General features: G+C 62.4%; 24 protein-coding genes and 1 tRNA gene. 7 read left to right on the top strand and 18 right to left on the bottom strand.

Features of this window, described 5'->3' with window-relative positions:
- Positions 1-55: 55 nt before the first annotated feature.
- Positions 56-409 (bottom strand): YkgJ family cysteine cluster protein, encoded by a 354-nt coding sequence (locus JWV26_RS11870; protein WP_074915300.1) that lies wholly within the window; start codon positions 407-409, stop codon positions 56-58.
- A 227-nt stretch (positions 410-636) separates the two neighbouring features.
- Between JWV26_RS11870 and JWV26_RS11865 the strand changes: the two genes are divergently transcribed.
- Positions 637-1,950: an NAD(P)/FAD-dependent oxidoreductase gene (locus JWV26_RS11865; protein ID WP_206419143.1), complete on the top strand. Its 1,314-nt coding sequence runs from the start codon at positions 637-639 to the stop codon at positions 1,948-1,950.
- A 51-nt stretch (positions 1,951-2,001) separates the two neighbouring features.
- Here the strand turns inward: JWV26_RS11865 and JWV26_RS24370 are convergent, their stop codons facing one another.
- Positions 2,002-2,181, bottom strand: coding sequence for a DUF1127 domain-containing protein (locus JWV26_RS24370; RefSeq protein ID WP_420890295.1), 180 nt, complete (start codon positions 2,179-2,181; stop codon positions 2,002-2,004).
- Between the two features lie 228 nt (positions 2,182-2,409).
- Here JWV26_RS24370 and JWV26_RS11855 point away from each other — a divergent pair, with 228 nt between their 5' ends.
- Positions 2,410-3,864 carry an aminotransferase-like domain-containing protein gene (locus JWV26_RS11855; protein ID WP_206419142.1) on the top strand — a complete coding sequence of 485 codons (1,455 nt, stop codon included), beginning with the start codon at positions 2,410-2,412 and terminating at the stop codon, positions 3,862-3,864.
- A gap of 6 nt (positions 3,865-3,870) precedes the next feature.
- Here the strand turns inward: JWV26_RS11855 and JWV26_RS11850 are convergent, their stop codons facing one another.
- The 3 genes from JWV26_RS11850 to JWV26_RS11840 form a co-directional block, all read right to left on the bottom strand.
- Entirely contained in the window at positions 3,871-5,019 is a 1,149-nt protein-coding gene (locus JWV26_RS11850; RefSeq protein WP_072423593.1) for an MFS transporter, read from the bottom strand.
- A gap of 193 nt (positions 5,020-5,212) precedes the next feature.
- Positions 5,213-6,706: an aldehyde dehydrogenase gene (locus JWV26_RS11845; RefSeq protein ID WP_206419141.1), complete on the bottom strand. Its 1,494-nt coding sequence runs from the start codon at positions 6,704-6,706 to the stop codon at positions 5,213-5,215.
- Between the two features lie 121 nt (positions 6,707-6,827).
- Positions 6,828-6,968, bottom strand: a complete 141-nt coding sequence (locus JWV26_RS11840) for a hypothetical protein (RefSeq protein WP_206419140.1) — start codon at positions 6,966-6,968, stop codon at positions 6,828-6,830.
- Here JWV26_RS11840 and JWV26_RS11835 point away from each other — a divergent pair.
- Positions 6,961-7,320, top strand: a complete 360-nt coding sequence (locus JWV26_RS11835; RefSeq protein WP_074915308.1) for a cupin domain-containing protein — start codon at positions 6,961-6,963, stop codon at positions 7,318-7,320. The two genes, JWV26_RS11840 and JWV26_RS11835, sit on opposite strands and share 8 nt — an antisense overlap.
- A 74-nt stretch (positions 7,321-7,394) precedes the next feature.
- Here the strand turns inward: JWV26_RS11835 and JWV26_RS11830 are convergent, their stop codons facing one another.
- From JWV26_RS11830 to gabD, 4 genes are all read right to left on the bottom strand, one after another.
- Positions 7,395-8,564, bottom strand: coding sequence for an MFS transporter (locus JWV26_RS11830; RefSeq protein WP_072423596.1), 1,170 nt, complete (start codon positions 8,562-8,564; stop codon positions 7,395-7,397).
- On the bottom strand, positions 8,561-9,088 hold the full coding sequence (locus JWV26_RS11825; protein WP_072423597.1) for a TetR/AcrR family transcriptional regulator: 528 nt from the start codon (positions 9,086-9,088) through the stop codon (positions 8,561-8,563). The genes JWV26_RS11830 and JWV26_RS11825 overlap by 4 nt, the downstream gene beginning before the upstream one ends.
- A gap of 118 nt (positions 9,089-9,206) precedes the next feature.
- The gene (gabT, locus tag JWV26_RS11820; protein ID WP_093048021.1) at positions 9,207-10,487 is read right to left on the bottom strand and encodes a 4-aminobutyrate--2-oxoglutarate transaminase; all 1,281 of its coding nucleotides are present in this window, start codon (positions 10,485-10,487) and stop codon (positions 9,207-9,209) included.
- A gap of 140 nt (positions 10,488-10,627) precedes the next feature.
- A complete protein-coding gene (gene gabD / locus JWV26_RS11815) occupies positions 10,628-12,079 on the bottom strand; it encodes an NADP-dependent succinate-semialdehyde dehydrogenase (RefSeq protein ID WP_013713440.1) in 1,452 nt (483 codons plus the stop codon).
- A 449-nt stretch (positions 12,080-12,528) separates the two neighbouring features.
- Between gabD and JWV26_RS11810 the strand changes: the two genes are divergently transcribed.
- The 3 genes from JWV26_RS11810 (at position 12,529) to acuI (ending at position 14,611) form a co-directional block, all read left to right on the top strand.
- Positions 12,529-12,605, top strand: a tRNA-Arg gene (locus tag JWV26_RS11810).
- A gap of 344 nt (positions 12,606-12,949) precedes the next feature.
- A complete protein-coding gene (gene acuR, locus JWV26_RS11805) occupies positions 12,950-13,582 on the top strand; it encodes an acrylate utilization transcriptional regulator AcuR (RefSeq protein WP_206419139.1) in 633 nt (210 codons plus the stop codon).
- Between the two features lie 45 nt (positions 13,583-13,627).
- On the top strand, positions 13,628-14,611 hold the full coding sequence (gene acuI, locus JWV26_RS11800) for an acrylyl-CoA reductase (NADPH) (RefSeq protein ID WP_206419138.1): 984 nt from the start codon (positions 13,628-13,630) through the stop codon (positions 14,609-14,611).
- A 238-nt stretch (positions 14,612-14,849) separates the two neighbouring features.
- Here the strand turns inward: acuI and nfsB are convergent, their stop codons facing one another.
- Genes nfsB through JWV26_RS11780 form a run of 4 tightly spaced genes read right to left on the bottom strand, consistent with a single transcriptional unit; the run spans position 14,850 to position 18,633 of the window.
- Positions 14,850-15,503, bottom strand: coding sequence for an oxygen-insensitive NAD(P)H nitroreductase (nfsB, locus tag JWV26_RS11795; RefSeq protein ID WP_206419137.1), 654 nt, complete (start codon positions 15,501-15,503; stop codon positions 14,850-14,852).
- A 29-nt stretch (positions 15,504-15,532) separates the two neighbouring features.
- A complete protein-coding gene (locus JWV26_RS11790) occupies positions 15,533-16,312 on the bottom strand; it encodes a glycine betaine ABC transporter substrate-binding protein (RefSeq protein WP_206419136.1) in 780 nt (259 codons plus the stop codon).
- 45 nt (positions 16,313-16,357) lie between these two features.
- A complete protein-coding gene (locus JWV26_RS11785) occupies positions 16,358-17,578 on the bottom strand; it encodes a major royal jelly family protein (protein ID WP_241201297.1) in 1,221 nt (406 codons plus the stop codon).
- Positions 17,579-17,622: 44 nt separating this feature from the next.
- On the bottom strand, positions 17,623-18,633 hold the full coding sequence (locus JWV26_RS11780; protein WP_206419135.1) for a zinc-binding alcohol dehydrogenase family protein: 1,011 nt from the start codon (positions 18,631-18,633) through the stop codon (positions 17,623-17,625).
- A gap of 111 nt (positions 18,634-18,744) precedes the next feature.
- Between JWV26_RS11780 and JWV26_RS11775 the strand changes: the two genes are divergently transcribed.
- Positions 18,745-19,671: a LysR family transcriptional regulator gene (locus JWV26_RS11775; protein WP_206419134.1), complete on the top strand. Its 927-nt coding sequence runs from the start codon at positions 18,745-18,747 to the stop codon at positions 19,669-19,671.
- Between the two features lie 73 nt (positions 19,672-19,744).
- Here the strand turns inward: JWV26_RS11775 and JWV26_RS11770 are convergent, their stop codons facing one another.
- From JWV26_RS11770 to JWV26_RS11750, 5 genes are all read right to left on the bottom strand, one after another.
- A complete protein-coding gene (locus tag JWV26_RS11770; protein ID WP_206419133.1) occupies positions 19,745-20,035 on the bottom strand; it encodes a putative quinol monooxygenase in 291 nt (96 codons plus the stop codon).
- 187 nt (positions 20,036-20,222) lie between these two features.
- Positions 20,223-21,074 (bottom strand): N-acyl homoserine lactonase family protein, encoded by an 852-nt coding sequence (locus tag JWV26_RS11765; protein ID WP_206419132.1) that lies wholly within the window; start codon positions 21,072-21,074, stop codon positions 20,223-20,225.
- 50 nt (positions 21,075-21,124) lie between these two features.
- Positions 21,125-22,312 carry an MFS transporter gene (locus JWV26_RS11760; RefSeq protein WP_206419131.1) on the bottom strand — a complete coding sequence of 396 codons (1,188 nt, stop codon included), beginning with the start codon at positions 22,310-22,312 and terminating at the stop codon, positions 21,125-21,127.
- Positions 22,313-22,373: 61 nt separating this feature from the next.
- Positions 22,374-23,138: an SDR family oxidoreductase gene (locus JWV26_RS11755; protein ID WP_206419130.1), complete on the bottom strand. Its 765-nt coding sequence runs from the start codon at positions 23,136-23,138 to the stop codon at positions 22,374-22,376.
- Between the two features lie 29 nt (positions 23,139-23,167).
- Positions 23,168-23,965: an SDR family NAD(P)-dependent oxidoreductase gene (locus JWV26_RS11750; protein ID WP_206419129.1), complete on the bottom strand. Its 798-nt coding sequence runs from the start codon at positions 23,963-23,965 to the stop codon at positions 23,168-23,170.
- Between the last annotated feature and the right edge of the window lie 98 nt (positions 23,966-24,063).

Below are 24,063 nucleotides of genomic sequence, written 5' to 3'. Positions count from 1 at the left end.
GGGAATACAACTAATTGATAGTGAGTCGCATTATATCGACGCTTCGATAAATCCACTACACCAGCCTCTGCCGCGTCGTGGCGATCAGACGGTGCACCTGACGCTCAACCGCCGGTTCGATCGGCTGCTCCGGTCCACGGCCATGTGGGCACGGCAGGTTCGGTGTGGTGCCGAACAGGCGACAGATCAGCGGGCGCTGGTCATACACCTCGCAGCCATTCGGCCCCAGGTGCACGCAGTTGTACTCGGCTAGCGCCGCGTCATGCTCGGCCTCGCTTTTCACCGGCAGGCGCGCCAGCTCCTCGGACGAGGCCGTGACCGGCCCGCAGCAGTCGTGACAGCCGGGCACGCAGTCGAAGCGCGGGATCTGGCGGCGCAGGTGGTCGATCTTGCGGTCGGTACAACTCATGCTCGGGCGCCCTGATACGGAGGTGGCAGTTTACAGCGCCCCAACAGGCCAGGCGTAGCCCGGATGCAATCCGGGAACTGCTGGGCGAGCAGTGGTGCGCAAGACCTGGGCGATCCCGCGACACCCTGCGGGAAATCCCGCTTTTTTCCACTGACCTCTTGGCGTCGGACGGATCACGCGCTTATGCTGCGTTGAATTTTCCACACAACAAAATCAGGATTTCGCACATGAACGCCCGCGTTCACCAGCCCGTCCACAGCCCGCAGCATGCCGCTTCCTATTACGCCGCCAGCGTCAATCGCCAGCAGGCCTACCCGCCCCTGGGCGGTGAGCTGCAGGTGGACGTGTGCATCGTCGGTGGCGGTTTCAGCGGCTTGAACACCGCCATCGAGCTGGCCCAGAAAGGCCTGTCGGTGGCGGTGCTGGAGGCGCGCAAGATCGGCTGGGGCGCCAGCGGGCGCAACGGCGGGCAGCTGATTCGCGGCGTTGGCCATGATGTCGAACAGTTCGAATCGGTGGTCGGCAAGGACGGCGTGCGTCAGTTCAAGCTGATGGGCCTGGAGGCTGTGGAGATCGTGCGCGCACGCGTCGCCCAGTACCAGATCGATTGCGATCTGACCTGGGGCTACTGCGACCTGGCCAACAAGCCGGCGCACATGGAAGGCTTCGCCGAAGACAAGGCCGAGCTGGAAAGCCTCGGCTATCGTCACGAACTGCGCATGGTGCCGAAGGAGCGCATCCATGAAGTGGTCGGTTCCGACAACTATCACGGTGCCATGATCGACATGGGCTCGGGCCATCTGCACCCGCTCAACCTGGCGCTCGGCGAAGCCGCTGCCGCCCAATCGCTCGGCGTGCAGCTGTTCGAAGACTCGCCGGTGACACGCATCGACTACGGCAACGAGGTGCGCGTGCACACCGCCCAGGGCCAGGTGCGCGCCAAGTACCTGGTGCTGGCCTGCAATGCCTACATCAACGGCCTCAACCCGACCCTGAGCGGCAAGGTGCTACCGGCCGGCAGCTACATCATCGCTACCGAACAACTCTCCGAAGAGCAGGCGCGGCAACTGATTCCGCAGAACATGGCGCTGTGCGACCAGCGCGTGACAGTCGACTATTACCGACTCTCCGCCGACCGCCGCCTGCTGTTCGGAGGTGCCTGCCACTATTCCGGGCGCGATCCGGCCGATATCGCTGGCTACATGAAGCCGAAGATGCTCAAGGTGTTCCCACAACTGGCCGATGTGCGCATTGACTACCAATGGGGCGGAATGATCGGCATCGGCGCCAACCGCCTGCCGCAGATCGGCCGACTCAAGGATCAGCCCAACGTGTTCCACGCCCAGGCCTACGCTGGCCACGGCGTCAACGCCACGCACCTGGCTGGCAAGCTGCTCGCCGAGGCCATCGCCGGCCAGGAAAGCCGTGGCTTCGACCTGTTTGCCCAGGTGCCGCACATGACCTTCCCTGGTGGCAAGCACCTGCGCTCGCCGCTGCTGGCAATGGGCATGGCCTGGCACCGACTGAAAGAGCTGCTGTAGGGTTCGCGGCTGAAGCCGCTCCTACGGGCGTGCCGTGCGGCGAAGCTGCCCTTACAGCTTCCAGAACGGCAGGCTTGCCTCGCGCTCGGCCTGGGCGCGGCTGAGGCCGATGTCGCGCAGCTGCTGGTCGTTGAGCTTGAGCAGCACACGACGAGTGCCCAGGCGCCGCCAGAAGGACGGCCAGTCACGGCCAAAATAGCGAACCTCGCCCTCGTGCGTCGCAATCCGCACGGCCTCGCCTCGTGCTACGAAATCTGTATTGCTGAACCCGGTCATGGCTGTTCTCCCGTTGTCTTCTGTCATGGGAGATCAGAATGCCGTCAGAAGAAAAGTCATGACAGATCCAAAAAACTCTTATTAACTCCATACAGATTCCGTACATTTTCCCCTGAATGGGAATTTTCGTGCTGATCTGTACTGGTCTCAGTTAATACACCTTAGACGAACCGGACGACTGCCATGACGCTCTATCTGAATCTGGCCGAACTACTCGGCACCCGCATCGAGCAGGGACTGTACCGTCCCGGCGACCGTCTGCCGTCAGTACGCAGCCTGAGCCAGGAGCATGGTGTCAGCCTCAGCACGGTGCAGCAGGCCTACCGTCATCTGGAGGACATGGGCCTGGCCTCGCCGCGGCCGAAGTCCGGCTACTTCGTACCGCTGGGGCGACAGATGCCCGCGCTGCCGCAGATCAGCCGCGCGGCGCAGAGGCCGGTGGAAGTTTCGCAGTGGGATCACGTACTGGAGCTGATCAGCAGCTCACCGCAGCACGACATGCTGCAGCTGGGCCGCGGTCGTCCGGACATCAGCGGCCCGACGCTGAAACCGCTGCTGCGCAACCTGTCGCGCCAGGCGCGTCGCCAGGACCCGGACGTGCTCACCTACGGCGGCATTCGCGGTGACGCTCGCCTGCGCGAACAGATCGCCCGGCTGATGCTCGACTCCGGCTGCCAGCTGGAGGCCGAAGATCTGGTGGTCACCACCGGTTGCCACGAGGCGCTGTCGGCGGCGGTGCGCGCCATCTGCCAGCCCGGCGACATCGTCGCGGTCGACTCGCCGAGCTTCCACGGCGTGATGCAGGCGCTCAAGGGTTTCGGCATGAAGGCGCTGGAACTGCCCACCGACCCGCTCACCGGGATCAACCTTGATGCCCTGGAAATGGCCCTGGAGCAGTGGCCGATCAAGGCCATCCAGCTCACGCCCAACTGCAACAACCCGCTCGGTTACATCATGCCCGACGCCAACAAGCGCGCCCTGGTGGCCCTGGCGCAACGCTTCGACGTGGCCATCATCGAGGACGACGTCTACGCCGACCTCGCCTACAGCTACCCACGCCCACGCAGCATAAAATCGTTCGATGAGGACGGCCGCGTACTGTTCTGCAGCTCCTTCTCCAAGACCCTGGCACCGGGCCTGCGCGTCGGCTGGATCGCCCCTGGGCGATACCTGGAGCAGGTGGTGCACATGAAATACCTGGGCACCGGCAGCACCGCACAGCTACCGCAGTTGGCCATCGCTGAGTACCTCAAGGACGGGCACTACGAACCGCACCTACGGCGCATGCGCGCGCAGTACCTGCGCAGCCGCGACCTGATGGTGGATTGGGTCAGCCGCTATTTCCCGGCCGGCACCCGGGTCAGCCGTCCGCAGGGCAGCTTCATGCTGTGGGTGGAGATGCCCCAGGGCTTCGACAGCCAGAAGCTCAACCGCGCCCTGCTGCCGCACAAGATCCAGATCGCGCCGGGCAGCATCTTCTCGGCGGCAGGCAAATACCGTAACTGCATCCGCCTCAACTACGCCGAACCGCCGAGCGATGTGATCGAGGCGGCAGTGAAGCAGATCGGCGCGACCATCGCCGAGTTGATCGAAGAGGCCGACCTGCAGCACACGCAGGCGCTCGGGCAGTGGCGCTGAGCCGATTCAGGAACGCGCCGCTTCCATCTCGCTGAAGGCCCCGCGCTTGCTCGCCAGGATGATGAACACGAAGGCGCCAGTGGCCATCATCAGCGGCAGCGCATGGCCGCTCAGCCACTGGCTGACGGCGCCTGTAGTGAGTGGCCCGATCAGGCAGCCCAGGCCCCACAGCTGGGCGACATGGGCATTGGCGCGCACCAGTTCGTCGTCACGGTATCGCTCACCGATCATGATCAGTGACAGAGTGAACAGGCCGCCGGCACTGGCACCGAAGGCCACCAGCACCGGCCAGATCACCGGCGTATGCAACAGCGGCGGAATCGCCAGGCTGGACACCAGCAGCACGATGCCACAACCACGGAACAGCAACTGCCTCGACATGCGGTCAGCCAGCCAACCGATGGGCAGCTGCAGCACCGCATCGCCCACCACCACCACGCTGACCATGAACAGCGCCACCTCCTGGGTGAAGCCCTGGCGCAGACCGTAGATCGGTAGCAGGGTCAGCATCATCGCTTCGAAGGCAGCGAACAACATCACCGCCCAGGCAATCGCTGGCAGCTTGCGACAGAACACCAGCAGACCCCGCCCCGAAGCGCTGTGCGCATCCACCTTGGGTGCGCCGGTGCGCCCGAGCAGAACCAGTGAGCCGCCGATCAGCAGGCACACGCCCGTCCAGAAACCGGCATCGGTGGTCGTACCGAGCGCCGTCAGCAGTAACGGGCCACTGAGCTGACTGAGGGCATAACCGGTGCCGTACAACGCCACCAGGCGACCACGCCACTTCTCCACCGCCAGTTGGTTGATCCAGCTCTCGCCGAGGATGAACACCACGGTCAGGGCCACGCCGATGAACAGGCGCAGACCCACCCAGACTGCGTAGTTCTGCACCAGCGCCAGCCCCGCCACCGATATCGCACCCAGCAGCAGACACAGCTGCATCAGCACGGTGGTGCCGAAGCGCGCCGCCAGACGCCCGGCCAGCAACGCACCGAGCAGCACGCCGACAGCCGGAGTCGCCGCCATCACGCCGATGGCGAAGGAGTCGTAGCCCCAGCTTTCCAGGCGCAGCGAAACCAGCGGCATGGTCACGCCCAGTGCCAGGCCGATGCTGATGACCGCCGCACAGACGGCGAAGTAGGTGCCCCAACGCATTGCCGAATTCCTTGGTTAACGAGTGGCTGCAAAGACAACGGCCGGGCTCCTCGGGAACCCGGCCGTAGGTTTCAGGAGCGAGGGTAGCCGGCAGTTTCTCTACGTTCTCGGCCCTCTCCCCCAGCCCCTCTCCCATAAATGGGAGAGGGGAACCGATTACCTGGCCGATGACCAGGAAATCGCCCCGCTATCGTTACAGTTTGATCCAGGTGGACTTCAGCTCGGTGTACTTGTCGAACGCGTGCAGCGACTTGTCGCGGCCGTTGCCGGACTGCTTGAAGCCGCCGAACGGCGCGGTCATGTCGCCGCCATCGTACTGGTTGATCCACACGCTGCCGGCACGCAGCGCCTTGCCCACCAGGTGGGCGCGCGACAGGTTGCTGGTCCATACAGCGGCGGCCAGGCCGTAGACGGTGTCATTGGCAATGGCGATGGCTTCGTCCTGATCGTCGAAACCGATCACCGACAGCACCGGGCCGAAGATCTCTTCCTTGGCGATGCGCATGGCGTTGTTCACGCCGTCGAAGATGGTCGGCTCGACGTAGGTACCGCCGGTCTCTTCCATCACCCGCTTGCCGCCGGCCACCAGCTTGGCGCCGTCGTCATGGCCGGCCTGGATGTAGCTCAGCACATTGTTCATCTGCGTGGTGTCGACCAGGGCGCCGACGTTGGTCGCCGGGTCCAGCGGGTTGCCCGGCTTCCAGGCCTTGATCGCCTCGACCACCATGGGCACGAAGGTGTCCTTGATGGAGTTCTCCACCAGCAGGCGCGAACCGGCGGTGCAGACTTCGCCCTGGTTGAAGGCGATGGCGCTGGCAGCCGCTTCGGCAGCGGCCTGCAGGTCCGGCGCGTCAGCGAAGACGATGTTCGGGCTCTTGCCGCCTGCTTCCAGCCAGACGCGCTTCATGTTCGATTCACCGGCGTAGATCATCAGCTGCTTGGCGACCTTGGTCGAACCGGTGAACACCAGGGTGTCGACGTCCATGTGCAGAGCAAGGGCCTTGCCGACGGTGTGGCCAAAGCCTGGCAGCACGTTGAACACGCCCGCCGGAATGCCGGCCTCGATGGCCAGCTGGGCGATGCGGATACCGGTCAGCGGCGACTTCTCGGACGGTTTGAGGATGATCGAGTTACCAGTGGACAGCGCCGGGCCAAGCTTCCAGCAGGTCATCAGCAGCGGGAAGTTCCACGGCACGATGGCGGCGACCACACCGACCGGCTCGCGGGTGACCAGGCCCAGCTCGTCATGGGCGGTGGCGGCGACTTCGTCGTAGATCTTGTCGATGGCCTCGCCGCTCCAGCGGATGGCGTTGGCGGCGCTGCCGACGTCAATACTCAGCGAGTCGCTGATCGGTTTGCCCATGTCCAGAGTTTCCAGCAGCGCCAGCTCCTGGCCATGCTCTTCGATCAGCTCGGCGAAGCGGATCATCACCTTCTTGCGCTTGGCCGGGGCCATGCGCGACCACACACCGGATTCGAAGGTGGCGCGGGCATCCTTGACCGCCACGTCAGCGTCAGCCTGGTCACAGCTGGCCACCATGCCGAGCAGACGGCCGTCGACCGGGCTGATGCATTCGAAGGTAGCACCAGACTCGGCGGCGCGGTACTCACCGTGTACGAACGCACGGGTTTCGATGGTCAGGGTCTTGGCACGCTGTTCCCAGTCGGCACGAGTCAGGCTAGTCATTCCGGCATCCTCTCAATGGGTGGAAGCGGCGCCCGCGAGGGCGCGCACTGTCAATAATTCTGCAAGGCCAGATCGCTGGCCAAATCCTGTCCGACACACTAAACCAGAGGGCTGTGGCTTTTCAATATTTTTGACATAGACCGGCAAAAGCCCTTGTCATGTTCGTTTTTTTAAACATAGACTGCTGCCACGACTTTTCCGCGAAGGCCTTGCTGGTCGCGCGGTTGCCGCCACCGAAACCACGGAACAGCCAGATGAACATCGAACAGATCGTCGACTTCGCCCAGGCCGGCACGGCCGCCGAACACTATCGCCCAGCGCCGGAAAAAGTGCTCAAGGGCGACCCGGAGCAAAGCGTGCGCAACCACTACAGCAGCCCGTGCGGCCAGTTCAGCACCGGCATCTGGGAAGGCGCCGTGGGTCAGTGGACGGTGAGCTACACCGAGCACGAGTACTGCGAGATTCTCCAGGGCGTGTCCGTGCTGCGTGACGCCGACGGCAATACCAAAACCGTACGCGCTGGCGACCGTTTCGTGATACCTGCCGGTTTTTCCGGCACCTGGGAAGTACTCGAAGCCTGCCGCAAGGTCTACGTGATTTTCGAAGCCAAGTAAGCACTTGACTGGGAAGTGCCTGGCAGGTTCCCGCCACCCCGAATCCTGTTGTTGCTTGTCACCCTTTGGCCCGTCTAGTACGGGCCTTTTTCTGGGCAACCGACGGGGCTCGAACGCATCGCGTCACCGACGTTCGAGCGCATCACTCCGGCAGCCAATGCCAGCAACGCGAACAGACCCACAGCGTGGTCCATGCTCAGCCAGCTCATCAGCAGGCCGAAAATCGGCGCCCCCAGCGTCTGACCGATGGCGATGCCGAGAAAGGCGACGGTGAGCCCGGTCGCGGGCCGCTCGGGAAGCGCCGCTACGCCCCAGACCAGATAGATGCCACTCAGGGTAATGTAGGCCGCTCCGAACAACGCGCCGCCCAGCAGCGCCAATGCCGGCATGCTGCCCATGCCGACCAGGGCTATGGCTGCCGCCAGAGCGCCAAGACACAGACGATTCGCCCAGTCCACACCCAGCCGAGCGATCAGGCTGCCGGCACCCGCGCCGGCGATGCCGGCAGCACCAATCACCACCCAGAGCAACCCGGAACCAGCGCTGCCCCAACCCAGGCGCTGGGCGACGATCTGACTACCGAACGACCACAACGCCGTGCTTGCCGCTCCCATCAGCAACGAAGCGACGACGAGGCGCTTCAGCGTCACGCTGAACAGCGGTCCGGCCTTGTCAGCCCGCACTCGCGAACCCGTGGCACTCGGCACGCAGAAGCTCGCAAACAACGCCAGGGCCAGTGCCGAGCAGGCGAACACGGCGTAGGCCAGGCGCCATTCAGCGCCTAGCAACAGCGCGACAGGGCCGGAGAGAATCACTCCGCCACTGGTACCGGCATTGATCAGGGTGTTGCTGGTGTCCTGCCGCCGCGGCTCTATTACCGCCGCCACTGCTGCAGCCATGGGCGGGGACGCCAGCCCCGTGCTCATCCCCGCCAACAATACTGCAGCAGCGAGCCACGCAGCTGAAGGCGCCAGGGCGATACCCAGCATGCCCAGGGCGGCAACCAGCGCAGCGCACACCGCGACCGCCCGAGCACCGATGCGCTCGGTCAGTTGCGCGGCGACGACAATGGCCAGGCAGTAGCCAAGAAAGGAGCCGCCGGCGATCAGGCCACCGACAGCCTCCGGCAGCACGAGGTCAGCTTCGATCTGCGGCAGGAACAGGCCGAAAGCGAAGCGGGCGAAACCGTAGCACACCGCGATCAGGCCGAAGCCCGTGGCCCCCAGATGCAAGGTGCGGCTCACGCCCGCGCTCGCTCGACAAGCAGTGTCGCAGCCCGGCCCGCCGTGGCCACCGCCGCCAGGCCGCGGTAGCTGGCAGCCGCCGTCGCACCCTCGAAGAGAATGACGACCTGTTCGATCAGTTCCTCGTCGGGATCGGCGCCCAACTGCCGAACGAGAATCCGCCTGACCGTCTCGCTGAAACGTGCCTTGTAGGCCGTCAGGGCATCGGTGACTTCCGTCACCGCGCTGCCAATCTCGCCCTGGGCACGCAGGAACAGGCAACCGCGCGTACCCTCCTCGCTCATCCAGCATGCCAGTGCATCGAACAGCGCCTCGACGCTGTCCAACTCCAGTCGCTGCAGGAAGCGCTGCCCGCGTGTCATCAACACGGCGGCAATCAGTTCGTTCTTGCTGCCCGCGTGCTTGTACAGCGTACGGCTGGACATCCCGGCGGCCTGAGCCAGGCGGTCCATGCCGGTTGCGTTGAAGCCCTGGCGGTCGAACAGCCCTTCGGCCACGGAAATGAGTTTGGCGTCTACATTCATAAAGCCAAGGTAAAACGATCATTTTACCTCGTCAACCAATTATCAGGTATCAGACAAAAAAAGACCCGCACAGGGCGGGTCTTTTCATCAGCACGCAAAGGCGTGCTCAGCGTCCGGCTCAGGCCAGCTCGTCGAAGCACTCAGCGACGATGGCGATGCCTTTTTCCAGTTGCGCGTCAGGGATGGTGACGGGCATCAGGAAGCGGATGACGTTGTAGTAGGTGCCGCACGACAGCAGAATCAAGCCCTTCTCGCGCGCACGGGCGACGATCTTGCCGACCAGCTCGGCAGCCGGCTTGCTGTGGTCGCCGCCTTCGAACAGCTCGATGGCGACCATAGAACCCAGGCCACGCACGTCACCGATCACCTTGTGCTTCTCGGCGATGGTCTTCAGGCCGGCCTTGAGCTTCTCGCCCACGGCGTTGGAACGCTCCAGCAGCTTCTCTTCATCGAACACCTTGAGCACGGCCAGGGCCGCGGCGCAGGCGATCGGGCTGCCGGCATAGGTGCCACCCAAGCCACCGGGGGCGATGGTGTCCATGATCTCGGCCTTGCCGCACACGCCGGAGATCGGGAAGCCGCCGCCGACGGACTTGGCGAAGGTGGTCAGGTCCGGCACCACGCCCAGTTGCTCGGTGGCGAAGAAGGTACCGGTGCGGCCGGCACCGGTCTGCACTTCGTCAGCGATCAGGAGGATGCCGTGCTGATCGCACAGGGCGCGCAGGCGCTGCATGAAGGCCGGGGAGTTGACGTAGAAACCACCCTCGCCCTGTACCGGTTCGATGATGATGGCGGCGATGTCCTGCGGCTGCGCGTCGTTCTTGAAGATGCGCTCGATGCTGGCGATGGACTCGTCCTCGCTCACACCGTGCAACGGGCACGGCGCCTGGGCGCGGTACACACCAGCAGGCATCAGACCCATACCGGCGGAGTACGGTACGACCTTGCCGGTCAGCGACAGGGTCATCATGGTGCGGCCGTGGTAGGCGCCGGTGAAGGCGATCACGCCGGCGCGGCCAGTGGCAGCACGGGCGATCTTCACGGCGTTTTCCACGGCTTCAGAGCCGGAGGTCACCAGCAGGGTCTTCTTGGCGAAGTTGCCCGGTACGCGCTTGGCGATTTCCTCGCAGAGCTCGATGTAGGGCTCGTAGGCCAGCACCTGGAAGCAGGTGTGCGACAGCTTGGTCAGCTGCTCCTGCACGGCGGCGACCACCTTCGGATGCAGGTGGCCGGTGTTCAGCACGGCGATACCGCCGGCGAAGTCGATGTATTCGCGGCCTTCGACGTCCCACACGGTGGCGTTCTCGGCGCGCTCGGCGACGATCGGGTGGATCTGGCCTACACCGCGCGGTACGGCAGCGGCACGGCGTTGCAGCAGGGATTCGTTGGTCTTGCTCATGGTGTCCTCATGGTCGTCCCCGGCGGGAGGTCGGTTCAGCATGCGATGATCGACTGAACCGAGCCCGCGAGGGACTCAATAGGGTTACGACTTACAACCGGGGCGCCGCACGCTCTTTCGCACCTTGCCCCGTCTTGGCATCAGATGCCGCCCAGGCACATGTACTTGATCTCGAGATAATCCTCGATCCCGTACTTGGAGCCTTCGCGGCCCAGGCCGGAAGCCTTCACGCCGCCAAACGGCGCGACTTCGTTGGAGATCAGGCCGGTGTTGATGCCCACCATGCCGTACTCCAGCGCCTCGGCCACGCGGAACACGCGGCCAAGGTCACGGGCATAGAAGTAGGAGGCCAGGCCGAACTCGGTATCGTTGGCCATGGCGATCACCTCGGCCTCGTCCTTGAAGCGGAACAGCGGCGCCAGCGGGCCGAAGGTCTCTTCCTTGGCCACGGCAGCGGTTTTCGGCACGTCCACCAGAATGGTCGGTTCGAAGAAGGTGCCACCCAGGGCATGCGGCTTGCCGCCCAGGGCCAGCTTGGCGCCCTTGTTCACCGCGTCGGCGATGTGCTCCTGAACCTTGGCCACGGCCTTCTCGTCGATCAGCGGGCCGGTGGTGGTGCCATCTTCCAGACCGTTACCGATCTTCAGCTTGCCCACGGCAGCGATCAATTTCTCGGCAAAGGCATCGTAGACACCATCCTGCACGTAGATACGGTTGGCGCAGACGCAGGTCTGGCCGTTGTTGCGGTACTTGGAGATCAGCGCACCTTCGACAGCGGCATCCAGGTCGGCGTCGTCGAAGACGATGAACGGCGCGTTGCCGCCCAGCTCCAGCGACACCTTCTTGATGTCCTGCGCGCATTCGGCCATCAGTTGGCGACCGATCTCGGTGGAGCCGGTGAAACTCAGCTTGCGCACGATGGGGTTGCTGGTCAGCTCGCCACCCACTTCGCCAGCGCTGCCGGTGACCACGCTCAGCACGCCTTTAGGAATACCGGCACGCTCGGCCAGCTCGACCAGGGCCAGGGCGGAGAACGGGGTCTGCGAAGCCGGCTTGATCACCATGGTGCAGCCAGCCGCCAGCGCCGGGCCGGCCTTGCGGGTGATCATCGCCGCCGGGAAGTTCCACGGGGTGATGGCCGCAGTGACGCCGATCGGCTGCTTGATCACGATCAGGCGCTTGTCCGGCTGGTGGCCGGGGATCACGTCACCGTAGACGCGCTTGGCTTCTTCGGCGAACCACTCGATGAAGGAGGCGGCGTAGGCAATCTCGCCCTTGGCTTCGGCCAGCGGCTTGCCCTGCTCCAGGGTCATCAGGCGACCCAGGTCGTCCTGATTTTCCATCAGCAGCTCGAACCAGCGGCGCAGCTTGTTCGCGCGCTCCTTGGCGGTCAGCGCACGCCAGGCCGGCAGCGCCTTCTCGGCAGCCTCGATGGCGCGGCGGGTTTCAGCTCGGCCCATCTTCGGAACATGGCCGATGATCTCGCCAGTCGCCGGGTTGTTCACGGCAATGGTCTGACCGCTGTCGGCATCCAACCACTGGCCATCGATATAAGCCTGTTGGCGCAGCAGCTGGGGGTCTTTCAGTTGCATGGCAGTCTCCTTCAGTTCCGGCGCCCGGGCGTCGGCGTAAGTCGTTGGAGTCACGGGCAGAGCCCGCAGGCCGAAATTGAGCCGCGCGGGGCCTGGTAATGGATTCAGAGCCGTTGAACGTGCGAGGGTTCAGAATGACCGAACACGCCGTTTGAAATCTCAAACGAATCCTAGGATCGGCAGGGGTAAAGGGCAATAGGTGGCCGGGAAAAATCCTTAAAATAATGGCAGAAACTTCTGAAATGCAGGTTCTGATGGCCAGAAAGTGTAAAGTCCGTTCTGAATAATGCACACTCATGCAGAATGGACGCTAACCGCCGAGATGCGTATGATTGCGCCCCGCAACGCATCCGTAGCTCAGCTGGATAGAGTACTGCCCTCCGAAGGCAGTGATCATCGAGTTGAGAAGGGTGACAGCTAGTGGTCAAATAGACCGTCGCAACAATTACGCACCTGTAGCTCAGCTGGATAGAGTATTGCCCTCCGAAGGCAAGGGTCGTGGGTTCGAATCCCGCCAGGTGCGCCATCTCTTGCTGATTCAATGGCTTTGTTCAAGCTGCGCCGCTTTAGAAGCTCATGTCGGCTCACTCCCGCTTATTTTCTCTATGCCAGCCCTTGGGCGGCGATGAGTACTGCCTTCAGTCACATCTCATGGGGAGCCTTTCAGGCTGTGCCAATTCTGTGCCCAAACCGTGCCACGCGCAGGATTAGCATGCTCAAGGCCCTTCGAGATTTGAGTATTAGCCGCCAGCCGGCACAACTCCCATCCCTTTCAAATGCCTCAGCAAAAGAGACTTTCAGCCCTTGCATACTTGAGCAATCCAGTTTTTGCTGCCTTGATATTTAAGACGATCGGTCTAATATGCTGCCATGACTATCGCAAAACCAGTAGCCCGTCGCGGCCGCCCCCCAAAGGTTCCTCGAGAGCGTGAAGACACCCGCGAAGCACTGCTTCGTTGCGGCATGGAAGTATTGAGCGAACAGGGCTTTGCGGCGACGGGTATCGATGGGGTTTTGAAACGGATCAATGTTCCCAAGGGCTCGTTCTATCACTACTTCGATAGCAAAGAGGCGTTTGGCCGGGCGGTCTTGGATCGCTATGCAAACCGCTTCGCCAGGAAATTGGATCGTCTGCTGCTAGAGGAGGCCGTGCCGCCGCTTCAGCGCATACGAAACTTCGTCGAGGATGCCAAAGCGGGTATGACGAAATATGAATTCCGCCGCGGTTGCCTGGTGGGCAATCTTGGACAGGAGATCATGGTCTTGCCTGAAAGCTTCCGTCTGGCGCTGGAGCATACTTTGCTTGATTGGCAGGAACGTCTGGCTTGCTGCCTACAGGAAGCCGCGAGCCAAGGACAGGTAGACATCGATAGCGACTGCGCTTCTCTCGCTGCTTTTTTCTGGATCGGTTGGGAAGGCGCAGTGCTTCGCAGCAAGTTGAGCCGCGATCTGCGGCCGCTGGAAATCTTCAGCGAAGGGTTCATCGCGGCGATTACCCGTTAATTTTTTTAGGAATTTATAGACGATCGGTCTAAATAGGAGGCAAAGATGTTCAAGGCGATTCTTATCGAGAAAAACGCAGATAGGTACCAAGCCCAGTTAGCTGAGCTGCATGACGAACAGCTCCCGGCTGGCGATGTTACCGTCCGCGTGGGCTACAGCACGCTCAACTACAAGGACGGCTTGGCTATCAGCGGCAAGAGCCCGGTCGTCCGCCAATTTCCTATGATCCCCGGAATTGACCTGGCAGGAATGGTTGAAGCCAGCAATCACCCGGACTATCAGGTTGGTGACCGAGTTCTGCTCAACGGGTGGGGCGTAGGTGAAAGCCACTGGGGAGGATTGGCCCAGAAAGCCAGGCTGCGCGGGGATTGGTTGATCCCGCTGCCGAAGGGTTTGAGCGAACGCCAGGCCATGGCAATAGGAACTGCAGGCTATACGGCGATGCTTTGTCTGTTAGCCCTCGAGCGTCATGGCCTGACCCCGGCGCGTGGCGAGGTACTCGTAACGGGGGCCAATGGTGGTGTTGGCAGCTTCGCCATTGCGCTGCTGGCACGCCGAGGCTACCAGGTGATTGCCGCGACAGGCCGGATCGGCGAGATGGAATATCTCAAGCGTTTAGGCGCAGCTACCATCATCGATCGCAACGAACTGTCCAATCCCGGGCGAGCCCTGGCGAAAGAGCGATGGGCTGCGGCAATCGACTCAGTCGGTAGCCATACGCTCGCTAACGTATGCGCCGGTACGCACGCCGATGGAGTCGTTGCTGCTTGCGGCCTAGCTCAAGGGATGGAATTCCCAGCAACGGTGGCGCCCTTCATCTTGCGCGGTGTAAGCCTGCTTGGCATCAACAGCGTCACCCGTTCCTACAAGGAGCGTGTAGAGGCCTGGGAGCGTCTTTGCACCGACCTGGACCTCTCGCTACTGGATCAGATCACCCACGAGATTGGCCTGAGCGAGGCCATTCCGGTCGCCGAGCAGTTACTTGATGGCAAGGTTCGCGGACGCGTGGTGGTAGATGTGAATCGATGAGCGTAAGCATCGCCTATAAGTCATCGCGAGGCGGCCCCCTCATCATCGCCGCTTCGCGCGCCGCTCCACCCCCCCTGCGTTTCCATAGGGCTGATCGGTAGCATCCAGGGTTGCTTGGATCGATCAAGCCCTGTCGTAGCGGCTGCTCGCTGCTTTACGAAAGAAGCTGCTGGCGAATGCCTGCCATCAGGAAGCCGAGTGGCGCCCGCTTGCTCGTCGATTTAGGGGGGCTTGTTTCTTAAATATGAGTGAACAGCTGCTCTGCCGGCAGGCGCGACTTCGGTAGGCCGGCATTGAAGTCGGCTTCGTCACGATAGCCAAGCGCGACCAGTACGAGACTGGTTAGACCTTGTGCCCGCAACCCCAACTCCTCGTCGAGCTTCTTGAAGTCGAAGCCTTCCATTGGCGTGGCGTCCAGACCAAGCGCGGCAGCGCCTAGCAGCAGGGTCCCCAACGCAAGATAGGTCTGCTTTTCCATCCAATGCTGCAGGTCCTTCTGGTCATAGCGGTGCAGCGCTACGTAACCGCGGCGGGCATTGTCCTGCCCGGCCTTGGCGTCCTCACTGTGGAAACGGCCATCACGGGCTTCCTGCTCCAGCAGCGCCTGCAGGTGTTCCTCGGTCATGTCGTTACGGCTGCACAGCACGATCACATGCGAAGCCTTGAGGACCTTGGGTGCGTTATAGGCAAAGCTACCCTCGGTTCCCTTGGCGATTCGCGCCTTGCCTTCGTCGGTAGATGCAATGACGAAATGCCAGGGTTGCGAGTTGACCGAGGATGGACTGTGGCGCAGTTGTTCGAGCAACGCGTCGATGGACGCCTGCGGGATCTTGCGGCTGGCGTCGAAGGCCTTGGTGGTGTAGCGACGTTTGGCGAGGCTGGCGAGTTCCATTGGTTGTTTCTCCTGTCAGATAGTGTTTTTCAAAGGGCAGCGCTGCGAGCCAGCCAGGCGTCGGCGGCTTGCAGCGCTGACATCCCACCGCGGCAGATCAAGTGATCAAGTTCGCTGATGACTGCGTTGCCAGGACTGAGGCGGTTCAATTCATCAAGCAATGCCACGGGCATATCGCGGGCAAATGGCTCGCTCACGATCAGCGTTGCGTCATCCTGGCCACCGAGCAGCCCCAGGGGTTCGTCCAATGGGCGAATGCAGTGTGAGTGATGAAGGAACTGCGGATGCCACAGTGGCACGACGCACCATTCGCGCCGTGCATGGGCTTGTTCGTAGTGCACGAAGCAATCGGCCTGAGTACCGTTCTCGAAGTGATAGCCGAGCCGATCGAGGGCGTATTTTTGAATGATCGCCCTGGAGAAGCGGCTGATGCCGGCGCCGGGATTGATGCCTTGGATCAGCCTCGTCATCCGTGTTGCGACCTCGGGGCGAAGGAGGTCCGCGACGCTCTGTACCGCGTCGACGGGCACATAGTCCGGCACGCCCCAGATGCAGTAAGGCCGGTACAGTACGCCGAGCGTGCGTGTTTGCGCGGCATAAGGCGCCAGGTAGTCGCCATGGCTCGCCGGCAGCCAGGCCGAGGCCAGCATGTCGACAGCGCCGGCACCATAGCGGCGGAACATGTCTTCATGGGGCGCGGCACTGACCTGAACCTCATAGCCGTGGCGTTCGAGTACGCGCTGCACCAGCGCGGCACTGGCCGCATGAAAGCTCAGGTCGATGTAACCGAGGCGGATGATCGGTTTCATGGTTTCACCTCGCCCGCAGACGTACGTCTCGGGCACAGTCCGAAGTCAATGGTTGCCGATAGCTGCTGCATCAGCGGAGCCGTCTCTGTGAGTAGGTGCCGGCGCTGCATCGATCTTCACCCGCAACAGGCTGTAGGGTTTGCTACGCAGGTCCTGGCCATCGTTGAAGCCAGGCGAGCGATGCAGCTGGTTGGCGGTGAAATACAGGTAGCCGTCCGGGCCGATGGACAGGGTGTCCGGCCAGAGCACCCGCGGGTCATGGACAATGGTTTGCCACGTGCCGTCGTGCAGACGCTTGCGAATCCCGTTGTGTTCGTAGTCGGTGGCGTAAACGGCACCCTCGGCATCCGCCTCAAGGCCATCGGAGGCGCCCTTCTCACCCAGGTCACGCACGGCAGCCTGCAGCTGTGCCTCGCTCACAGCTGGGTCGCGCAAAAGTGCGGTAGATACGGCGTACAGGTGGCGACTGGACAACGGAGAGAAATAGAGGTCTTTTCCATCCGCGGATAAAGCGATGCCGTCGGAAGCCACCCCCAGCGCCTTCGGCTTGCCATCGACGCCTTTGGTCAGTAGTGCCGGTCTGCCCTCCACGACCGGTACGAAGTCCGGGTCGACAGAAGTCTGCACTGCGCCGCTCAGGCGACGGCTGGCTTTACCACTGGCGATATCCATGACGATGATGCCGCCGGGGCCGGATACGGACGAATCGGTCACGTAAACCGTGCCTTGCTTGCCCACCCGGAAGTCGAAGCGCATGTCGTTGACATAGGTGCTCGGCAGGATCACCTCAGGTGGAAAGACCAGGGTCTTGACCACCCGATTGCTGGCCAGGTCGATGGCGACCAGCTTCGCGCCGCCGGGACGCGGCGTGGAGAATTCCGGCGCAGCGGTGTCCAGCACCCAGATACGCCCCATGCCGTCGGCGACCACACTTTGCACACTGATGAATCCCTTGGCCGGGTCGTCCGGATCTTCGGTATTGATGGCTGCATTGGGGTAAGGCTGGACCTTCCCGTCTCGAATTTCAGCAACGGTGAAAGGCACGGCGTCGCCCCAGCGCGGGAAGTTGACGAAGATACGTCCGGTCTCGCTGACGGTGACGCCGGTGGGCATGGCGTCATGGAATGCAAATACCTGGTCAATCACTCCAATCGGCCGAGCCGACGCAGCGCTCGCCGGCAGCGGCTGAAGTGGTGTGGCGAAGGTGACTGGACTGGCGAGCGCCAAGGCCAACAGTGTGTGGCGAAACCGTTTTTCGATGCGCATGATGAGTCTCCTGCCCGCGCGGCGGGCGCTGGTCCATGGATAAGTCAGAAGCCTTCCAGGACGATCTTGCCCATGGCTTTGCCGCTTTCGATCAGTGCATGGGCACGCCGCAGGTTGGCCGCCTCGATGCGGCCGAAATGCTCGCCTACAGTCGTCTTAAGCACACCGGCGTCGATCAGCTCCGCCACACGGTTGAGCAACTGGTGCTGCTTGATCATGTCGTCCGTCCCGTACAGCGAGCGGGTGAACATCAGCTCCCAGTGCAGCGCCAGCGACTTGCGCTTGAGCGGCACCACATCGAGCACGGCCGGATCGTCGATCAGTGCCAGATGGCCCTGGGGCCGCAACACCTCGATCAGTTGAGGAAGGTAGCTGTCGGTGTGGGTGAGGCTGATCACGTGATCCACCGCCTCGATACCAATGCCCTTTAGCTGCTCGGCCAGCGGCCGGCTGTGGTCGATCACATGATGCGCACCCAGGGCGCTGACCCATTCCCGGGTTTCTGGGCGAGAAGCGGTGCCGATCACCTGCAGGCCGGTCAACTGGCGGGCCAGTTGCGTCAGGATCGAACCCACGCCGCCGCCGGCACCCAGGATCAGCAGACTCTGCCCTGCTCCACTGTCCTCGCTGATGCCGAGGCGGTCGAACAGCAGTTCCCAGGCAGTGATCGACGTCAATGGCAAAGCGGCGGCACTGGCATCGTCCAGGCTGCGCGGCTTGCGCCCGACAATACGTTCGTCGACCAGGTGCAGCTCGCTATAGCTGCCAGGACGGTCGATGGCGCCGGCATAGAACACTTCATCGCCGGGCTGGAACAGCGTTACGTCGGCGCCTACGGCACGCACTACACCGACCGCATCCCAGCCGAGCACTTTAGGCTGCTCGGTAGCACCCTTACCGGAACGGACCTTGGTATCGACCGGGTTCACCGCGATGGCCCTGACCTGCACCAGCAGGTCGTGCGGCCCTGGGGTAGGTTCTAGCAGCTCACTGTCGAACAATGCACGAGGGTCGTCGATTGGCAGGCCGTATTCGGTGAAGACGATAGCTTTCATGTGGGTAATCCTTGAAGGTCAGGTATAAGCGAAACGTCGGGTCATCTTCGGCTTCCCATACCTCTGGAAAAAGGCTCAAAATCCGCCAGCACTTTCATCGCAGGTGTGAAAATGGTTCGGTTCGAAGACCTTCAGCTTTTCGTGCGCACAGCCGCACTGGGCAGTTTCTCCAACGTCGCCCGCGAAGTTGGCCTGCTACCGGGCCAGGTGGCCGCGGCGATCAAGCGCCTCGAGCGCGATCTGGATGTTCGTTTGTTCGCTCGCTCCACGCGCAGCCTGCGGTTGACTGCCGAAGGTGAGCAGTACCTGCCGTTTGCGCGCGAGGCGCTGGATACCTTGCGCGAAGGCCAGGACCGGGTGCGTCGGGAAAGCACCCAACTGCATGGCTTGCTGCAGGTCTCCGCGCCGTCGGATCTCGGTCGTAACCTGCTGCTGCCGTGGCTTTCCGAGTTCCGCCGGCAGCATCCGGCGCTCAGCCTTCGCCTGCTGATATCGGATCAAGTGGCCGACGTATTCCGAGACCCGGTGGACGTTGCGCTGCGCTACGGGGTATTTGACGATGCTAGTTGGGTAGCCCTGTCGCTGGCTCCCTGGAATCGCCGTGTCCTGGTAGGCGCCCCGGATTACTTGGAGCGTAACGGCAGGCCGCAAACGCCCGCCGATCTTGCTCAGCACCATTGCCTGCTGTATTCGCTCAACGGACGCGCGCATGACCGCTGGCGGTTAGGTGATCATACGGTACAGGTCACCGGCCCGCTGTTCAGCAACGACGCCGACATCGTGCGACGCTTGGCGGTCGCGGGAGAAGGGTTGGTCTACAAATCCTGGCTGGACGTACACGACGACATCGAGGCGGGACGGCTGGAGATAGTGCTGGCTCAGTATAAAGGCGAGTCCACACCGCTTAACCTGGTGTGCCCGCATCGCAAGCAATATTCGCCGGCCGTTCAGCAATTGCATGCACTGTTGCGCAGTCGTCTCGATCCGCTGAAACAGGAGCTGCCGCCTCTCGCGTCTGATCCGGGTTTGATCGCTTGAACGGCAAGCCCAAATAGCGCCAGCCAGAACCCGTAGCGCATCCCACGGTTCTGGCGGCCGAGACGCCACGGCTTCAAGCCAGCAGCGACAGCTTCGTCACGTCGAGCGTGATATGCCCTTCAAGCGTTTCGGCCAGCTCTCGAAAGACTGGCCCTTCAAGATGATCTTGTAGCGCCGCCTCGTCTCGCCAACGCTCGATCATGACCAACCTGTCCGGCCGCTCACTGTCTTCATGCAGCTGGTACTGGTCGCAGCCAGGTTCCTTGCGGCTTCGTGCGACGGCTTTGCGCAGCGCCGCTTCGGCCACTTCACGGCTGCCGGGCTGTAACGTAATCGTGGCAACCACAATGATCGGGGTGTCCATGAATCAGTACTCCTAAGGGTTGTTGTTTCGGGGGACAAGATGCAGACGGGGACTTGGAAGATCGGAGGTTCTGTTATCCGGCCAGACGAGAGGGCTGGGCCCGCTAACAACTGTGCAGCAATTGCCATCACTGCTGCGCAGCCGTTGCGATACACGCCATTTCAACCCACCCGCGCCAGCGGACCACTCAGTCAAGATAGCCAGGAAGAGCGGGCAACCGTGCGTTGTCAGCAGGCTCGTGTTGAATGATGAAAGTCACGCCTTTACGGCTGGCCAGCTGTTCGAGCTTCTCCGATGATTCCAGTGTCTGGTCGTGGCTGAAGTTGAATGTCGGGACCTGATTTCTCAGTCTGTTCTCGGTGAAATGCCACTGGTCGCCAGATAGCAGCACCGTTCCTGCGTTACGCAGGGTCAGCTCCAGTGCCATGTGGCCTGGGGTATGCCCCGGCAATGCGATCATCTTCACCCGACCATCCCCATACAGGTCGTGATTGCCTTCGACCAACTTGACCTTGCTCAGCTCTGGATCGGATACATGGCTCTGCAGCAGCCCGGGCTCGATGAAATGCGCCTTGGCCACCTTCTCCTGAAGCAGCACTTGATATTCGCTGCGCTGCAAAACCAACGTGGCTTCAGGGAAGTCACCGGTCTGCCCCGCATGATCGAAGTGCGCGTGGGACAGGGCGACGATGTCGATATCGCTGGGCGAAAGACCGAGCGCCTCGAGCTGCTCAACCAGCGTCGTAGTGAGTTCCATTTTCAAGCTCCCGCTCGTCACGCCGCCCAGGAAGTCCTTGGAAAGGCCGGTATCCCAGAGCAGCCAGTCGTCGCCATGCTTGATCAGATAGCAGGACACGACGATGTCATAGGAACGGCCCTTGTAGGCGCCGGAATCCGACATCAGCGTCAGATCACCCAGATGCATGGTTCCGCAGTCCAGTCGGTACAGACGGACATCGACATCATCCGAGGCGTAGGCGCCTTTCCAGCCTCCGAGAAGGGACGCCACCAGGGCGAAGATTGCCATTGCTTGCTTCATGAGGAATTCTCCTGGTTGGATAACGAGGTAGTGGTCTTAGTGGAATTCGGTCACGCCATGGCATCTGCGGAGGCAGGCAGAGCCCGACGTTCCGAGAGCACCAGGCAGCCCAATGCAAGGCTGAGAGACAGCAGTGACGAGGCCAGCAGGCCCGCATAGCCGTACGCCGGGTAGACCCAGCCGGCGATCGCCGAACCGAGGCCGATGCCGCAAAAGAGAAATGACGCGGTCAGGGCAAGCGCAATGCCGCGCTGCTCGGGCCGCAGCTCCACCATCCGCCGTTGTTGCGTCGGCCAGACGATGTCCGTGGCAAAGGCCCAAAGCACCAGTGCAACCAGCAGCCAGCCGAGCTGCGATGGCGCCATCCACATGAATAGAACGTCAGCCATCAGCAGGCCGACCCCGGCCACCAGCATGATCACAGCGCTCAGGTAACGAGCCGCCCGGGTTACGAACAGGTTGCCAAGCACGCCGGCCACGCCCAGTACGGTCAGCGCCAGTGAGACGTCAGCGGGATCACCGTGGTAATCGTTGCGGATGATCGGCGTGAGAAAGGCGTAGGTCGAAAACACCCCGGTGGTGACGAAGAAGACCACGAGCAACGCGCTAAGCGAGCCCGGGTCGGTCAGCAATCTCAACATGCTGCGTAAGGCCACGCGCTCGCCGGCAACCTTGTTCGGCACGCGCCAGAGAATCAGCATGGCCGTCACCATGCCCGCCAGACCGATGCCCATGAAGAGATTACGTGCGCCCCATACATGAGCCAGCCAGGCGGTGATCGGCATGCCTGCCAGTCCCGCGACGCTCAGCCCGAGCAGTACGACGGCGATGGCGCTGCCTTGCTGATCCCGCTCGACAAGGTTCGACCCGAGCGCACCGAGCACCGGGCCAATGAAGCCGGCGCCGATCCCCATCAGCACGCGTGAGGCCAACAAGACTTCGTAGCTGGGTGCAAACGCAAAGAGCATGGACGCTGTGCTGAACAGCCCAAGCCCGAGCAACACCTGCCGTCGGCGCGGCAGGTAGCCCAGCACGACCTGCAGCAACGGCGCTGCGAGCGCGAAGGTCACGCCGAAAACGGTAATCAGGTAGGCGCTTTGCGAGGCGCTCAGCGCCCATTCTCGGGATATCGCTTCCAGGCTGCCGACCACCGACAGGGCGCCGACAGCCTGGATGAAATAGGCGAGGCTCAGCAGCCGCAATGCAAACAGGGGCTGGGCCGGGATGGAGTTGCTCATGGTCGTGCTCCTGTGATGAGCAGAAGCGGCCGACCCCAAGTCAGGGCCGGCCGGCAGTTTTTCAGGCGACAGGGATCGGGTTGTCTACCAGCGACTGATTGAATTGGTTCACCAGCGCATGCTCGTTAGGCCCGACATTGGCCCGCAGCGGTACCACACCGTCGACCAGCACCTCGGTGGTCGCGTGCTCGAGCTTGGCCAGTGTCTCGCTCAAGAAGGCATCGAGCGGCATGGCGCGCGGGTCGCCGCTCTTGTGGATCAGGTCGGTGTCGACCCACGGCGGCGCGATTTCCAGAACCTCGACGCTGGTATCTCGCAGGGCGAAGCGCTGCGACAGCGTGTAGGAATGAATGGCCGCCTTGGTGGCCGAGTACAGCGCGGTCGCGGCCAGGGGCAGGAAGGCCAGCACCGAGCTGTTGTTGATGATCCAGGCTTGCGGCTGACGCTTGAGGTGCTCGACGAAGGCCGCGCTGACGCGTACCGGGCCGAGCACGTTGGTGTTCAGCAGCCCGACCGCCTGGTCGTCATCCAGATCCCCCGATGCGGGGTTGTCAAACGGCATGATGCCTGCATTGTTGATCACCACATTCAGGCCAGGGTGGCGAGCGATCACCTCAGCGGCGACGGCCTTGATCTGCACCGGGTCGTTGATGTCGAGTACGACGGTATCCATGCCCGGATTGGCTGCGGCGATCTCGTCGAGCAGGGCCTTGCGGCGGCCAGCGATGATGACCTGGTTGCCAAGCCGGTGAAAGGCCTCGGCCAGCCCGCGACCGATGCCAGAGGTGCCGCCGGTGATGAAAATCGTGTTTTTAGTCAGTTTCATGGCTAGGTTTCCTTCTATTTCAGTTGGTCTTAGTGGGTGGAGTAACGGGGTGCAGGGGTATTGCTCGACAGCTGGGCGGACATAGCGCGGCGACTGGTCTCATAGGTGCGCCATTGCTCGATGTCATGCAGAGAAGGGATGGAGATCAGCTCGCCGCGGTCGTAATCGGTCAGAGCCGAATCGACCAATTGGTCGGCGGTCATGACGATTGCAGGGTCCAGGTGCTCGAGCGGCAAGCCACCGATCTCCCAAAACTCGGTCGCAGTGGCGCCAGGCAGCACCGCTTGAACCTGAATGCCTTTGTCGGCAAGTTCGTGATGAAGTGATTGGCTGAACGCGGTAACGAACGCCTTGCTGCCGCCATACACGCCGTTGAGAATTTCCGGGGCGATGCTGACGATCGACGAGATATTGATGATGCCGCCATGGCCGCGGGCAACCATCCCCGGCAGGGCGGCGTAGCTCAGGCGCGTCAAGGCGGTAACATTCAGGTCGATCATGCGGGTCATCTGATCCACATCGCTTTGCAACAGAGGCGTGTGGGTACCGATGCCGGCGTTGTTCACCAGCAGCGTGATGCTGGCGTCTTCCTTAAGTTTGGCTTCTACTTTGGCCAGGGAGCGCCGATCGCCGAGATCGGCATCGAGCACCTCCACAACCCGACGGGTTTCGTTGGTGATGCGGTTGGCCAGGGTGTTCAGGCGATCGCGGTTGCGCGCAACCAGAATCAGGTCATAACCGCGGCGGGCAAGGCGGTCGGCGTAGATCGCGCCGATGCCGGACGACGCGCCGGTGATGAGGGCGGTTCCTGCATTTGGGTGGTTCATGATGAGCTCCAGGGGTGTGTCGTTCAGGTGGAGCCATCATGCCGGGGCTAGCCAATGTCGCAAATGACGTTTATGTTCGTGTTTTAGGACATCGAGGA

Origin of the sequence: Ectopseudomonas toyotomiensis, assembly GCF_017167985.1 — a bacterium.
Classification (GTDB): Bacteria; Pseudomonadota; Gammaproteobacteria; order Pseudomonadales; family Pseudomonadaceae; genus Aquipseudomonas; species Aquipseudomonas toyotomiensis.
This window is presented reverse-complemented; position numbering and strand designations above follow the sequence as displayed.

Coding starts and splice junctions, on each gene's coding strand:
- JWV26_RS11870 (WP_074915300.1), bottom strand. CDS start 409: ATGAGTTGTACCGACCGCAAGATCGACCACCTGCGCCGCCAGATCCCG.
- JWV26_RS11865 (WP_206419143.1), top strand. CDS start 637: ATGAACGCCCGCGTTCACCAGCCCGTCCACAGCCCGCAGCATGCCGCT.
- JWV26_RS11855 (WP_206419142.1), top strand. CDS start 2,410: ATGACGCTCTATCTGAATCTGGCCGAACTACTCGGCACCCGCATCGAG.
- JWV26_RS11850 (WP_072423593.1), bottom strand. CDS start 5,019: ATGCGTTGGGGCACCTACTTCGCCGTCTGTGCGGCGGTCATCAGCATC.
- JWV26_RS11845 (WP_206419141.1), bottom strand. CDS start 6,706: ATGACTAGCCTGACTCGTGCCGACTGGGAACAGCGTGCCAAGACCCTG.
- JWV26_RS11835 (WP_074915308.1), top strand. CDS start 6,961: ATGAACATCGAACAGATCGTCGACTTCGCCCAGGCCGGCACGGCCGCC.
- JWV26_RS11840 (WP_206419140.1), bottom strand. CDS start 6,968: ATGTTCATCTGGCTGTTCCGTGGTTTCGGTGGCGGCAACCGCGCGACC.
- JWV26_RS11825 (WP_072423597.1), bottom strand. CDS start 9,088: ATGAATGTAGACGCCAAACTCATTTCCGTGGCCGAAGGGCTGTTCGAC.
- gabT (WP_093048021.1), bottom strand. CDS start 10,487: ATGAGCAAGACCAACGAATCCCTGCTGCAACGCCGTGCCGCTGCCGTA.
- gabD (WP_013713440.1), bottom strand. CDS start 12,079: ATGCAACTGAAAGACCCCCAGCTGCTGCGCCAACAGGCTTATATCGAT.
- acuR (WP_206419139.1), top strand. CDS start 12,950: ATGACTATCGCAAAACCAGTAGCCCGTCGCGGCCGCCCCCCAAAGGTT.
- acuI (WP_206419138.1), top strand. CDS start 13,628: ATGTTCAAGGCGATTCTTATCGAGAAAAACGCAGATAGGTACCAAGCC.
- nfsB (WP_206419137.1), bottom strand. CDS start 15,503: ATGGAACTCGCCAGCCTCGCCAAACGTCGCTACACCACCAAGGCCTTC.
- JWV26_RS11790 (WP_206419136.1), bottom strand. CDS start 16,312: ATGAAACCGATCATCCGCCTCGGTTACATCGACCTGAGCTTTCATGCG.
- JWV26_RS11785 (WP_241201297.1), bottom strand. CDS start 17,578: ATGCGCATCGAAAAACGGTTTCGCCACACACTGTTGGCCTTGGCGCTC.
- JWV26_RS11780 (WP_206419135.1), bottom strand. CDS start 18,633: ATGAAAGCTATCGTCTTCACCGAATACGGCCTGCCAATCGACGACCCT.
- JWV26_RS11775 (WP_206419134.1), top strand. CDS start 18,745: ATGGTTCGGTTCGAAGACCTTCAGCTTTTCGTGCGCACAGCCGCACTG.
- JWV26_RS11770 (WP_206419133.1), bottom strand. CDS start 20,035: ATGGACACCCCGATCATTGTGGTTGCCACGATTACGTTACAGCCCGGC.
- JWV26_RS11765 (WP_206419132.1), bottom strand. CDS start 21,074: ATGAAGCAAGCAATGGCAATCTTCGCCCTGGTGGCGTCCCTTCTCGGA.
- JWV26_RS11760 (WP_206419131.1), bottom strand. CDS start 22,312: ATGAGCAACTCCATCCCGGCCCAGCCCCTGTTTGCATTGCGGCTGCTG.
- JWV26_RS11755 (WP_206419130.1), bottom strand. CDS start 23,138: ATGAAACTGACTAAAAACACGATTTTCATCACCGGCGGCACCTCTGGC.
- JWV26_RS11750 (WP_206419129.1), bottom strand. CDS start 23,965: ATGAACCACCCAAATGCAGGAACCGCCCTCATCACCGGCGCGTCGTCC.